Origin of the sequence: Caldicellulosiruptor morganii (assembly GCF_026810225.1) — a bacterium.
In the GTDB taxonomy this organism is placed as follows: Bacteria; Bacillota; Thermoanaerobacteria; order Caldicellulosiruptorales; family Caldicellulosiruptoraceae; genus Caldicellulosiruptor; species Caldicellulosiruptor morganii.
Map to the genome: position 1 here is coordinate 1889988 of NZ_CP113865.1, position 13386 is coordinate 1903373.

At 34.6% G+C, this 13386-nt stretch carries 10 protein-coding genes and 1 pseudogene; 6 read left to right on the plus strand and 5 right to left on the minus strand.

The annotated features are described in order from the left end of the window. Positions 1-31: 31 nt before the first annotated feature. The 5 genes from OTK00_RS09460 to OTK00_RS09480 all read right to left on the minus strand — a co-directional run bounded on the left by OTK00_RS09460 (position 32) and on the right by OTK00_RS09480 (position 7538). Positions 32-301 (minus strand): ACT domain-containing protein, encoded by a 270-nt coding sequence (locus OTK00_RS09460; RefSeq protein ID WP_029228822.1) that lies wholly within the window; start codon positions 299-301, stop codon positions 32-34. A gap of 45 nt (positions 302-346) precedes the next feature. Then, a complete protein-coding gene (locus tag OTK00_RS09465; protein ID WP_045169040.1) occupies positions 347-1270 on the minus strand; it encodes a carbohydrate kinase family protein in 924 nt (307 codons plus the stop codon). A 202-nt stretch (positions 1271-1472) separates the two neighbouring features. Next, positions 1473-2000 carry a hypothetical protein gene (locus tag OTK00_RS09470; RefSeq protein WP_237738151.1) on the minus strand — a complete coding sequence of 176 codons (528 nt, stop codon included), beginning with the start codon at positions 1998-2000 and terminating at the stop codon, positions 1473-1475. 43 nt (positions 2001-2043) lie between these two features. Further along, positions 2044-2787 (minus strand): hypothetical protein, encoded by a 744-nt coding sequence (locus OTK00_RS09475; RefSeq protein WP_241765462.1) that lies wholly within the window; start codon positions 2785-2787, stop codon positions 2044-2046. Between the two features lie 230 nt (positions 2788-3017). Further along, positions 3018-7538, minus strand: a complete 4521-nt coding sequence (locus tag OTK00_RS09480; protein WP_268760776.1) for an Ig-like domain-containing protein — start codon at positions 7536-7538, stop codon at positions 3018-3020. A gap of 136 nt (positions 7539-7674) precedes the next feature. Between OTK00_RS09480 and OTK00_RS09485 the strand changes: the two genes are divergently transcribed. The 6 genes and pseudogenes from OTK00_RS09485 to OTK00_RS09510 all read left to right on the plus strand — a co-directional run bounded on the left by OTK00_RS09485 (position 7675) and on the right by OTK00_RS09510 (position 13303). Next, positions 7675-8808 (plus strand): hypothetical protein, encoded by a 1134-nt coding sequence (locus tag OTK00_RS09485; protein ID WP_014043029.1) that lies wholly within the window; start codon positions 7675-7677, stop codon positions 8806-8808. A 446-nt stretch (positions 8809-9254) separates the two neighbouring features. Beyond that, on the plus strand, positions 9255-9818 hold the full coding sequence (locus OTK00_RS09490) for a transposase (protein ID WP_241765460.1): 564 nt from the start codon (positions 9255-9257) through the stop codon (positions 9816-9818). Beyond that, complete coding sequence (locus OTK00_RS09495) at positions 9815-10360, plus strand: hypothetical protein (protein WP_268760777.1); 546 nt, start codon at positions 9815-9817, stop codon at positions 10358-10360. The genes OTK00_RS09490 and OTK00_RS09495 overlap by 4 nt, the downstream gene beginning before the upstream one ends. 136 nt (positions 10361-10496) lie before the next feature. Then, positions 10497-11975: pseudogene (gene istA, locus OTK00_RS09500) on the plus strand (IS21 family transposase). Beyond that, on the plus strand, positions 11972-12763 hold the full coding sequence (gene istB / locus OTK00_RS09505; RefSeq protein WP_014041925.1) for an IS21-like element ISCsa9 family helper ATPase IstB: 792 nt from the start codon (positions 11972-11974) through the stop codon (positions 12761-12763). Before istA ends, istB begins: the two are co-directional and overlap by 4 nt. A gap of 69 nt (positions 12764-12832) precedes the next feature. Then, the gene (locus tag OTK00_RS09510; RefSeq protein ID WP_045169039.1) at positions 12833-13303 is read left to right on the plus strand and encodes a transposase; all 471 of its coding nucleotides are present in this window, start codon (positions 12833-12835) and stop codon (positions 13301-13303) included. Positions 13304-13386 lie beyond the last annotated feature (83 nt).

A 13386-nucleotide genomic window follows, 5' to 3' on the forward strand; every position in this document is an offset into this window, starting at 1 on the left:
CTGCTTTCATCTCCTCAAAAAAGTAAAATTACTATATCCTGTTTATGCTATTGAAAAGGTCTTCGTGCTGCATATTTACATCAACGCCTATTTCCTGCCCTTTTTTTATGAGAAGATCTTTCAGTTCAGAAAACTTCAATTTGCAATCTTGAAGGTCAACAAGCATTATCATTGTAAAAAATCCCTGCATAATTGTCTGGCTTATATCAAGAATATTTACATTGTTCTGGGCAAGTAAGCTCGAGATTGCCGCAATTATGCCAACTTTATCTTTACCCACAACCGTTATTATTGCTCTCATAATTCTTTCCCCCAAAAAATTTTTTAATAAAGGGCTTTTTGAACTTCAAAGCCTTTCTAAAACTTGAGTGTACTCAGGAATTGCAGGAATAGCACCTTTTTTGGTTGCACAGAGAGCCCCTGCTATGTTTGCCTTTCTTACAATTTTAATAATTTCATCTTCTGAAAGATTTTCAACTGGCAAAAACTTTGAAATTTCGTACAAAACCATGCCGACAAAGCAGTCTCCACATCCTGTTGTGTCAACCACATCAACTTTTATTGTATCAACAAAATATGACTTCTCCTTAAAGAAAACCATACTACCTTTTTCGCCAAATGTCACAAGAAAAATCTTTACCTTATCTTTTATTCTATTATAAAAGTTATTTACGTCCTTTTCATATAGCAAAACCTCTTCCTCAGACATCTTCAGAATATCAACAAACCCACTCTCAACAGGTTCAATCATGGTATCCAAAGCCTTTTTTTGGCTTTCCCAAAGGCTACTTCTGTAATTTGGGTCATATGAGATGACGCTGCCACTTTGTCTTGCAATCTTTAAAAGCTCTAAGGTGGTTCTTTTGTTTTGTTCATATGTCATTGAAAGTGAGCCAAAGTGAAATATATCAGCTGACTTTACGATATTCATATCAATATCTTCCACTCTCAGGTAAACATCTGCACCATATTTTCTTGAGAACGAAAAAGACCTTTCACCCCTGCTATCAAGCTTTACAAACGCAAGTGTCGTAAAATATTCATCTGTTATTTTAACATTTGAAATGTCAACACCACAGGCAGAAAGGCTATCTATAATCATTTTTCCAAACATGTCATTCCCAACTTGTGAAATTAAATAGGACGTTCCTCCAAACTTTGAGATAGCCGCTGCAACATTTGCCGGTGCACCACCCGGGTTTGCTTCAAAAAGGTTTTCTTTTACATTCAAAAAATCTATCAAAACCTCTCCGTAGCAGACAACTTTCAAAAACTAGTAGCCCCCTTTTCTTTGAGTATAACATTATTATAGAACATTTAGTGTTCATAAGTGAATAAGATATAGAGGGATAAATAAACCTTGTGAGAAACCTTTTAATATACTCTTAAGCATACTTTTTAAAAGTTCTTTACAGAAGAAGTGTCAAAATTTTTTATAGCATATTAAAAAATAAGGGGCTCTTCTGCCCCTCTCAAAAGATCTCAATATCATGCACACTATCAATGCTTATATTCTTTACCTTCTCCTTCTCAAACACATCCTTTACCCTCTTTGTAACTATTAAAGATACACCACCAAGCAGGTTAAAATCACTGCCGTCCCAGTCCTCAGGCTCAAAATACCATCCAAACTTCCTTATCTTCTTAGTCCCATTTAGCCTCTCCTCTACTACCTCTCGATATAAATCCCTCCTTCTTCTCAATATATTGCTCACAACACTTATTCCCCAGTAACCTTCGCTTATTACGCCCTTCTTCTTATCCTTTATCACTACCTTAAATTTCCTCCACCCCGTAAACCCATACCTCTCCAAAATCCCTATCACCCTGCCCGTCACTACCAGTATACCACTTCCTGTGGTAAGAACATCTGATAACCTTTTATTCCTTATCCTCCAAAACTCTATCGCACCTTCTTTTTCCACAATCTCATGCCCTCGTCTTAATATCTCTAAATATTTACCACTTAAATAGTCTTCCTGTCGCATTTCTACTTGCATTGAACGCCAACTAGGTATAAGATGATAAAAATTGTCATAAAAGCTAAAATCTAACCCTTGTAAACCCATATCTGCTCGCTATCTCCCTTCCTTTTTCTATCACTTCAATTATATCAATATCTTCTATCCTGTTTCCGTGTTTTTCCTTCAAATCGTCCATTTCTTTAAACCATACTTCATTATAATCATACTTTTTCTTCAAATGGTCCTTTGCATCCCACAGCCCCAAAAACCTCACATCGTGGACATTCAATCTCGCTCTTTTAAATATCGATTCATAAAGACCACCTTCCCCAAATAAACTCTGTGGAAATATGTGGTGAACTTGATATGCCTTGTTTGCCAAATCCTTTATGTTATCTATACCCAGATATTTATACAAACAATCTCGATAGTTGGATTCTTTGAAAGCACTCACACCCAGCGACTTTGCCAGCTCATCGCCGCTATTTATAAAATATACTAAATCTTCTTTATTTTTTATCTCTCTTGTATTTTTAAAAATCACAGCCAGTCTTCTTTCGGCATTCTCCAACCCCTCGTGAATACTCAAATAAACTGCCTCTCTGCCATACTCTTCTGATAATTCCATCAGTTTTTTGTAATGTGAGTCTATATAGATATTTAATCCTTGGGTAAAAAATTCGCCTATCTTATTATACAGTCTTCCTGCCGCTGATATTTCAGAATTCGACAATTTCCTGCAAATTTTTTCGGCAAACTCAGGTGAATATTTCGCAACAGAGTCCCTGAATTCTTTACTTGAATTTTTCTCTATTTCATCCAAATATTTAAGCCACTTTTCAATATCATCTGCTCTTCTTATATCATTAGCATTTAAAGTTAAAAACAGTAACCTTTCAACTTTCTCGATACCTGGAATCTCTTCGCCAGTTATGATGTCTTCGCCTGCTAATATTTCTATGATATCTTTAATACCACAAGGATCTAATAATCCTAAAATAGCTGAAAATAGAGTTTCGCTTGTTGATGCTCCCTCAAATTTTACGATAGGCTCTATGTTTCTAAAAACCGTGTATGTCTATCTACAATAACCTTAGGATTTACTTGGCGTAAAATTGAGCAATATTTGTGCCCTTCAAATACACAATCATTTATAAATACTATTGTTTTGTGATAATAAGCATGTATTCCAATGCTATTGTTTCTAAATGCACAGGATAAAAATAGAATGTTTTTTGAGCCTCTTTGCAGTGTTCTAAATGCCGGTTCATCTTTGCTGTTATTGCAGTTTTCGAATATACATTCATCAAACCTCAAATTTGCATCCTTGCTGTCAACTATAACAGGGGCACTATAAAATATGCTCTTATTTATCCTGACAGGTTTGATATTTGCGCAAAGCCACAGCCCGGCTGTTGAGCAGCTATGGAATGTGGTATTTGAAATCAAAAGCTGGGAACCCTGCGGAGAACAAACCGGGCTTACATATACACCCGTCTTCACATTCTTAAGTGTGCAACCATCTATCTTAACATATCCCTTGTGTCCTATGCTTAAAAAACCCGCAAATGAAGAAAGCTCTATATTCGTAATTTCGCATCTGGGTTGGTTACCACACTCCATTGGGGCTACTACCGCAAAAATGGTCATTCTTGAAGTATATTCTCTAATTGCTTTGAGTGTATTGGACTTTGATGAATTATTTGGATTTCCTATTTTCACATAAGTTTTTTTGTTAGGTCCACCTATTTTTAAAGAGCCGTAAACTTTAAACAATTCAGGGTATTTGCTGTTAACATAAATAGTTGAGCCCTCACAAATTATTAACTCTTCATCCGGTTCAATCAGAAGTTTTTCATCATTTCTTGAGCAAAAAACTATGTTTTTATTCAACATTGTAACTTTGCTTCTTTTTCTGGAATTATTTAAAGTTTGCTGCTTTTTGTAAAGAGAGTATGTTGTTGTTAAGATTACATCCTCAACTGTGTTTCTTTTCACATAAAGCGGAAGCTCTTCTCTTAAATAGAGGAGTGCTTCTTCATAGTCACATCCCCACAAAGTTGTTTCAGTGTTAGGATCAAAAGCTTCATCACCAGGAAATAGATAAAACTCAACACTATCACTCAAACCATCTTCATCGCTATCAACAACAACCGGATTTGTCCCTGCTTCTATTTCCTCAAGATCGCTCAAAAGGTCGCAGTCGGTATCATAATCGATAGGAGATGTTTTGTATTTAAGTACCTCATCGTAATCTGAAAGTCCATCCTCATCACTATCAACTTTGGTAGGATAGCTTACAAAATCCCAAATTTCTAAATTTTCCAGCAATCCACCCCATGGAAGTTCCAGTGTTATTTTCTGGGAGTTCTTTAGCTCCTCAGAGTCAGTAAGTCCATCTCCATCAGTGTCGGTAACACTGTCGTTTAAATCTGGAGCTTTTTTAAGTTTGATTATATCCAGATTGGACAAAACAATCCAGCTGCCATCATTGACATATTGGTTTGCTAAATCAATTAACTTTTCAAGTGTTGAAGAAAAGTCAGAATAGATGTCTGCAAAAATACCTTTTGTTTGGCTGGAAAAAGCAAAATACAATTCTTCAAACGACGTAGGACTTACAACTGAAACAATAATATTATCACTTTTGAGTCTTTCTATTATCTCATCTGCTGACTTTATTCCAAACCTGTTCTCAAGCTTATAGTTGGCATCTGTTAAAACAACTATGAATTTTGTGCTGTTTTCTCTAAAGCCAAGCAACCTTGCAGTTTCAAGAGCATCAATCAGTGTCTCAGGTGTATCGCCACCACCATCAACTTTTATACTGCCGAGTGCATTTTTGAAGTCATCTGCTGATGAGAAAAATCCATGACCTACTGTTGAATTTGGACCATCACATGTTATATCTTTGTATGTTACAAGCCCCAAATTTACACTAATATCTTTTGTTTTTAGCTTATCTACAAAATTGTTAATGTTTTGCTTGACAGCATCTATTTCGTCTGACATTGAACCTGTTGTGTCTATAACAAACACAATATCAGCCTGCCCGGAAGGTGAAACAGTCCCACTTTTTAAACCAGTGATGTCTAAATATTTCTTAAGATTTATAAGATAGTATACACTGAAATGATTTGTTTCAACAGTAATAGTTTTTGAACTCTCATTATATGTTGCCTTTGGTAAGCTAAACTTGCCGCCTTTGGTATCATAGCACACAACCGCAAAATGGCTCAGCTGATCTCCCTCTAAAACAGTGTCATTTAACCTAAATTGAAGCTGGGCTACTTCAAACGGTTCAAAACATTCAATTTTAACAGGTTCTCCTACTATAAAGCCATTTGCAAAAAATGTGGATGAATTATAAACTTTTTGGACAACAACACTGTTGACTATTTCACCCTTTGCTTTTATCTTGAGTCCAAAGACAACCTGTTCATTTTGATTAACACTTCTTAGCCTTTCGCCTGACACAACTTGGTAGATACTTTCTTCTCCATCAATCACGCCATTGCCGTCACTGTCTTTGCTAAGTGGATTTAAACCACTATCTACTTCTGTTTTATCAAACAAACCATCTTCGTCAGTATCTACTTTTATTGGATTTGTTTTTGAGATAAATATTTCATCATAATCACTAATTCCATCAAAATCTGTGTCTGCAAAAATTGGAGATGTAAAAGTCTTTTCTTCAGACAAATTATCAAGCTTATCATTGTCAAAATCTTCTTTGGAATCAATAATGCCATCACTGTCAGAATCAGAAATGAGTGGGTCTGTTTTCGAAATTTCAAGTTCAAAATAATCACTCAGTCCGTCATTATCAGAATCCTTAGAAAGTGGATTTGTGCCAAGCTCTGCTTCATAACTATCTTCAAGCCCATCTCGGTCACTATCCTGCACTTTGGAGTTCAAACCCTGCATGCTCTCTTTCTTGTCATTTATGCCATCAAAATCGCTGTCGAGGTTGCGAACATCTACTATTTCTTCGTTTGAATGACTCTCTCCAAAGCTGTTGTAAGCATACACCACGTAATAATATCTGCCATCTTCATAACATGTTGTATCTACAAAACTTGTATTTTTTGTCTTTGCTATTTCTTTGTAATTCTCTTCAGTTTCTGCTTTTCTCTTTACAACATAATATTCAGCATTGCAAACTTCATCCCATTCAAGATAAACATCTCCATAGACACTGTCTGCCATAAGAACAAATGGATAAGGATACTTGTCGTGGACAACAATCCTGCAAACATCAAAACTTCCTGTCTCAGGCAGATTTGCCTTAACCCTTGTCTCTCCTACTGAAACTCCTTTTACATTGCCCTGTGAGTCCACCTCAGCAATATCAGGATTTAAGCTAATCCACTCAATCTTGCCTTTATACCCTACAGGTTCAATTATATATTCTATCTTTCTGCTTTTGCCAATCTCTACATCCAAACGAGTCTTTGCAAAAGAAATCTGATATGGCACACCAGACTCTACAACAGTGACTTTACATACAGCCTTATATCCTCCATCCTTAGTTTGTGCAATTATATTTGTGGTTCCGGCTGCAACTCCTGTTACCATACCTTTTTGGTCTACTTCGGCAATTGAAGGGTTTTCGCTGCTAAAAATTACTTCTTGATTATCCGCCCACTCTGGAATAACTTTAGCAAATAAATATAAACTCTCACCTATTTCAATTTCCATTTCCTTCGGCTCTAAGCTGATGCTACAAACTTTTTTTGAGAATATCTGTATGTAATTTAAAACTGTTTTTGAATTACCGTGAAAAGATGTGCTGAGTGTAAGGTATTCATCATTTAAAATTACTTTCTTTTTTATCTGCTGAAATTCACCTCTTTTGAGTTTCAAATTTAAACAGAACTCCTGCCCTTCCACAATAACTGTGTTACATGTGTCCTTATTTGCACTCCCCACACTTATTACAACATCATAAGCTCCATTGGGAAGTTTTATCTGCCATTTATTGTTATGTTCTAATATCACGCCGGTACAAACAAGAGGGTCTTTGCAAGCATTATCCCTGAAGGTTTTCGCCTTCTTTTCAAATCCAAAATCAAGCCCGAATTGATTTGAAAAAACTTCACCACTGTCTGGTATAAAACCTTCTGTTAAAATATTATTTTGTCCTTTTATATACGGCTGAAAATTAATAGATATAAGAGAAGAGTTAAAATCTAAATTTGCAGCCTCTTTGTAAGCTATAGCCCTTTTTTCTTTTCCCGAAATGTTTTTTATCTCCCAAATCACCCTGTCACCAGTAAATAATGTTGAAAAAGCAGTTGCATGTTTCCCCGGTTCAAATCTGTAAATACAGTCACCTCTTTTGATATCGCCAAATAGTTTAGAGTGCCCTTTCGGAAGCATTATTGTACTCTTATTCGGATTTTCATATCCCCATGTTGCTTTATACTGGTTATTGTCAAGCCTCTCAACTTTTGTCACAAATATTGAAATGTCTTTTAGAACTTTATCTGAATACGAAAAAGCTTGATAGGAAAGAAAAATTGAAATTAAAAAAGACAAAAGCATAACAAAAGATATTACTCTTTTTGGCATCCTCTATACCCCACCATTTTTTTAATTTTATAATATCATATCCAGTTTATTTTTGTAAATATAGCTTGAAACAAATTAAAACTTAAGGTATGATAAAAATATGTAAATATTCGAAAGAGGTGAAAATAAATAATACATGCTTTTTGATGTTTTCTTCCAAAAATATGTTGAGGTTTTATCTGGAAAAAAATATAATAACGGTTTGTTCTATGTTGAGTTTCTTGAAAAAGAAATAGAAAATACTCAGCTGGAAATTTACCAAAAAGTATATTATGGTTCTGTAAATAAAGTTTTAGGATATTACATTCCTGACAAGCAGATAGGTTTTTTAAGAATTAAAATTGAAGCAGTTTTGCAGTTAATGCTTGAAATTTTAAAACTTGTTTACCAAAATGGTTTCACAATAAGTTCAGAAAAAGAACTTGCCCAAGTTGTTTATATTATTTTAAAAACCATTTATTCTCGCTTCGAATTTTACCACTTCTGTGATGTTTTTGCCAGAATAAATAACTGTAGTCGAATATGGCAGAAAGAAGAAGCTTTTGCTATTGCTTATTCTTATAATTTGATTATGGAAGAGAAAAAGAGTATTAAATTTCTGAAAAGAATGAACAAAAATCTTTTTGAATTTTTAATTGACAAGCTGTTCAATTACAGACCTGTAGAAAGCAATTACGACTGGTATGGATATACTAACAAAAATACTTTTGACAGTGCTTTCAGAAATTATATATATAGTAACAATCCGCATGCAAAAACAGTTGCAGTTAATTTATTTTTCCCTGATTCCTTTTATGGTTTATGTGCTGGTATGAGAAGAAAACGAATAGAAATATGGAGCCCTAATGAAGTCTTTTTACTTGCTTGTAAAGAAATTAACAAAGCTTTGAAAGAATCCCCAGTGACCTTTGAAATTTCTTATTTGAATATGTTACTTAAAGAGTTTGCTCGTTCTTATCTGGGTGAAAACATGTTTAAATGGCAAGATGAAGGATTTATTATTGATAAAAAGAACGGTTATTTAATTATCGACCCTGCTTCGACTGCTCTTTATTTTCAACTTCCAATTGAGATATTTAACAAGGTTAAATATGATAGTTTCTGTTATGCGAGAGCAAGAGTAGACTTAAATAGTGAAGAAGTGAAAGACAGTAAATATCTTTATTTTGTATTTATGTTAATACGAAAAGCTTCCACTCTGCACTATATCAAAGTATTGTCACACAGTCTTTATGAAGCTGAAAAAAGGAAACATAAAAATAGAGAATAAGAAAATTATTTGCTTTTTGAAGTATTAATATTCTAATGTCCTGAATTTAACTTTATTGGTATAATTTAATATTGTTAAATGCCATTTTGTTTTGGCAATTAGAGGAAATTGACAGGTGTTAATAGTTAAACGAAATTAAAAACTTTGGACAATACCTCTGTTTCTTGAAAAGTAGTTTGCTGTTGATGTCATGTTTTTTTCATTTTCGACACTTTAAGTTTTCAGAATTCAAAGTTGATTCTGGTGTAAAAAGCCTTTTTTCTTTATGAAGAAGTATAAATATAAAATTAGAATTGAATAAATAAACATAAAAATATATGTAGTACAAATTTTTATAGAATTATGTTAGAATCAAAGGAGCAAAAATTACGACAAATGGGGTGTTGTACTTGTTTAGAGAAAATAACAACCATCTCCAACAATCATTATTTGAAAGTGTTAACTTCATGGATTCAAGGATAAAGGCTAAACTTGAAAAATCATGGGCTCCCATATTTTATAAATACGTGTTCTGCAACATCGATGAAAAACCCTTTTCAGTTTTATACAGTGATACAGGAAGGGCTAACTTCCCGGTTAACATACTTCTTTCTTTGGAATACATAAAACACCTTAAAAACTACTCTGATGATGAACTTATCGAAAATTTCAACTTCAATTACCTGATAAATTATGCTGTAGGAATAAGAACATTAGGAGGTATGAACCTTTCAGAGAAAACCTTGTATGACTTTAGAACAAGGATATACAAATACCTCATAAAACATCCTGAACAAGAGGACTTAATATTCGGGCAGTTTTTAAATCTTACCATGATTTTTGCCAAAGAAGCAGGTATATGCATGAAAGAACAGCGGATAGACTCCACCATGTTCATGTCAAACATCAAAAAAGCAGGAAGAGTTGCCCTTGCCTTTGATGTACTTTACAGGGCAGTAAAATCCATTCCTGAAGACAGACTTTCAGAGAACCTAAAAAAGTTCTCAACCCTGAATTTAGGACAGAAGTGATACACAAAACCAAGCCTTCAGAAGGCGAAAGCAGGCTGGAAATGCTCTTGAATCTTTGCCAAGAAACAAAAGAAACAATTGAAAACATTTCTGAACTAAAAAACTCCGATGCGTATAGGATCCTTGAAAGATTTTTGTCGGAACAGGCGTACTACGACGAACAAACCAAGAAGCTCAAGGCCAAAGATAGCAAAAGTATACCCAGCGATTCTCTTCAGTCAGCATATGATGAGGATGCTACTTATCGCAAGAAGGGGAACAAAGCTGAAAGCGGATATGTTTTAAACCTTAGCGAAACCTGTGCAAAAGAAAATTCTTTTCAGCTCATAACAGACTATACGGTAGAAAAGAACATAAAGAGTGATGTAGAGCTTTTAAAAGAGAGACTACCTATTGTAAAACAGAATACAAAATGTCAAGAAGTCTATGTAGACGGTGGTTATTACTCCAAAGAAGTAGTACAAATTGCAAAAGAGAACTGTGTAGAAGTTCATTTTACTGATTTAAACGGTAGGAAGCCTGTTAGGATGTCAGTGTGTTAATGATAAAATAAAATCATCAGAAATGACATCAAAAATTCCCCACCTGCTACTTAAAAAGAAGCCTTCTGTAGTGTAGAATGGAAAGTATGGAAAAACTACAGAAGGAGAAGATAATAAGAAAATGTTGGGGGTTGCAATGCACACAACAATCTACACTCTTTTCAAACAGGGATACAACAAAAGTCAAATAGCAAGGTTGTTAAACGTGGATAGAAAAACTGTTAGAAAAGTAATCCAAGACATTGAACAGAAAGGAGAAGTTGAGAGAAAATCAAAAAATTCAGTATTGGATAATTACAGGCAATTCATTGAGGCAAAAGTTAACAAAGGACTTTCAGCAAAGAAAATATATCAAGATCTACAAGCGGAATTTGGTTTTGAAGGAAGCTACTCGAATGTAAGAAGATATGTCCAAAAGGTAAAACAAAAGATAGCAAATTCAAAGGTGTACATGGTTTTAACAACGCTACCTGCAGAAGAAGCTCAAGTTGATTTTGGATATATAGGTAAGATAAAAGTTGATGGGAAATTCAAAAAAGCATGGGTATTTACAATGGTTTTAAGTTATTCAAGATATATGTATGCAGAGATAGTATTTGACCAGACAGTTGAAACATTTATACAGTGTCATAAGAACGCATTTAAGTATTTTGGTGGAGTAGTAGAAGTTGTGAAGATAGACAATTTAAAAGCAGGTGTATTGAATGTTGATTTTTATGAAGCGCAAATACAAAAGGATTATGCAAGTTTTGCAAGCCACTATGGATTTTTACCTCAGCCATGCAGGGTATACACACCGACTGATAAAGGCAAGGTAGAATCGGCAGTTAAGTATGTTAAGCAAAACTGTTTTTCTGGGGAAGAATTTAAGGATATTGATGAGGCGAGGGAGCATTTAAAAAACTGGCTTGATGATGTAGCAAATGTGAGAGTACATGGCACAACCAAGAAAGTTCCCAAAGAAGTTTTCCTCTCAGAAGAGAAAGAAAAGTTAATAGCTCTTCCTATTGAGGAATACCACATATCAAGGAGCTCAATTCATAAAGTAACTACTAACTGTCATCTCATATACAAAGGGAACTATTATTCAGTGCCATATGAGTATGCAGGATATGAAGTAGAGGTAGTTGAGATGGGCAGTTTTTTGAGGGTGTTCTTTGAAGGTAAAGAAATAGCCCTTCATCAAATTGTCAAAAACAATGAGAAGGGCAAATACGTAACCAACAAAGAACACTATCCCTCGTCTAAGAATATAACAATTGAGGATATATAGTCAAGACAGAGGGATAAAATGGCAGAAATTGGTAATTGGGCGTTGGAGTTTTTTGAGGAATTTATTAAGCAAGAAGGATTTAAAAAGTATGATTACAGAAGCATAAGCGGGATAATAGCCTTGAAAGAAAGATATGGAGCGGAGGCAGTGGACAATGCGTGTAAAAGAGCTTTAAGTTTTACAGGATTGAGTTATAAGGTTGTCAAGAACATATGCGAAAAAGGGATAAGCGATTTGCCTGTATATGAAGATGAGAGTTACATTAATGAGGGTACAACAGAGCTTTACAGGGATATCAAGGAATATAACAAATTGCTTGAGATGGGAGAATTGCAAAGATGAATGATCTTTTGTTGGGAAAACTAAAAGATTTGAAATTATCTGGGATAATAAAGAGTTTTGATTTAAGAGTAGAGGAAGCTATTAAGAATAACTTTTCTTATCAAGAGTTTTTTGAGATATTGATAAATGATGAAGTGAGTAACAGGAGAATAAACAGTAATCAAAAGAGGATAAGCAAAGCGAGGTTTCCATGGCACAAGACATTAGAAGAATACAATTTTAGTTATCAGCCTTCAATTAATAAGAGGTTTATATACAATTTGGCGACCTGTGAATTTGTCCGCAAGAAAGAGAATGTGGCCTTCATAGGACCGCCAGGGACAGGAAAAACACACCTTGCAATAGCAATAGGACTAAAAGCTGTAGCACTTGGATATAGAGTTTTGTTTACCACAGCAAATGAGATGTTAGAAGAGTTGTATATTTCAAGAGCGGATAATTCGTATCAACAAAAGCTAAAAAACTATGTTAATGTGGATTTGTTGATAATAGATGAGCTGGGCTTAAGGAAATTTAATCAAAGCAGTGTAGATGATTTTTATGAGATAATATCGAAGAGGTATGAGAGAGGATCGATAATAATAACCACAAACAAGGTATTTGAAGAGTGGCCGAGGATATTTTATGACCCAGTTTTAGCGACAGCGATTTTAGATAGATTTGTACATCACTGTCATTTTGTAGTTATCAAAGGTGAAAGTTATAGGATGAAGCAAAGGGAGGGTGCTATAAAAGCTTTAACAGATGATTCCAAGAATGAGTCAAATCAGTTAGATAATGATAATTAAATTTTTTTGAAAACAGGTGGGGAAAAAATATTATCAAAAGTGGGGAAAAGGTATTGACAATAACAGTCAGTGAGCGAATATGAAATAGATGAAGAGACGAAAGTGATAAAAAAATGCCCAAGGGGAATAATACCCATTCATGCAAGTGTTAAGAAAGGGCAGACGGTAGCCCATTTTCCAAAAGAAGCCTGTGCAAAGTGTGAATTAAAAAATCAATGTTATTGCAAAGAGCAGAAAAAAGATTATGTGGTGAGGGTAAATCTAAAATCGATAGAAGCAACCAAACAACGGGAAAAGATAGAATGCAGGTGTGAGGAAAACAAGAGCAAAAGAGCAGCAATAGAAGGTACTAATTCAGCCTTGAAGAGGGGTCATGGTCTTTCGAAACTTCGAGTAAGGGGACTTGTAAAATGTAGAGTAAACGTAGGTTTAAAGGTATTGGCCCAGAATTTTAAGCGTTTTGCAAGATACATGTTGGAGCGAGCTAAAAAAGCTATTGGAGAGAGCCAGGGGGGAAGTGCGCCCGTATTGGTACAATAAATGGTAATAACGTATTATAGAGGTAATACATAAGTTTTTCTCGGCAGATTTTAGACTGGATTTTTGTTATCATGGGCATAAAT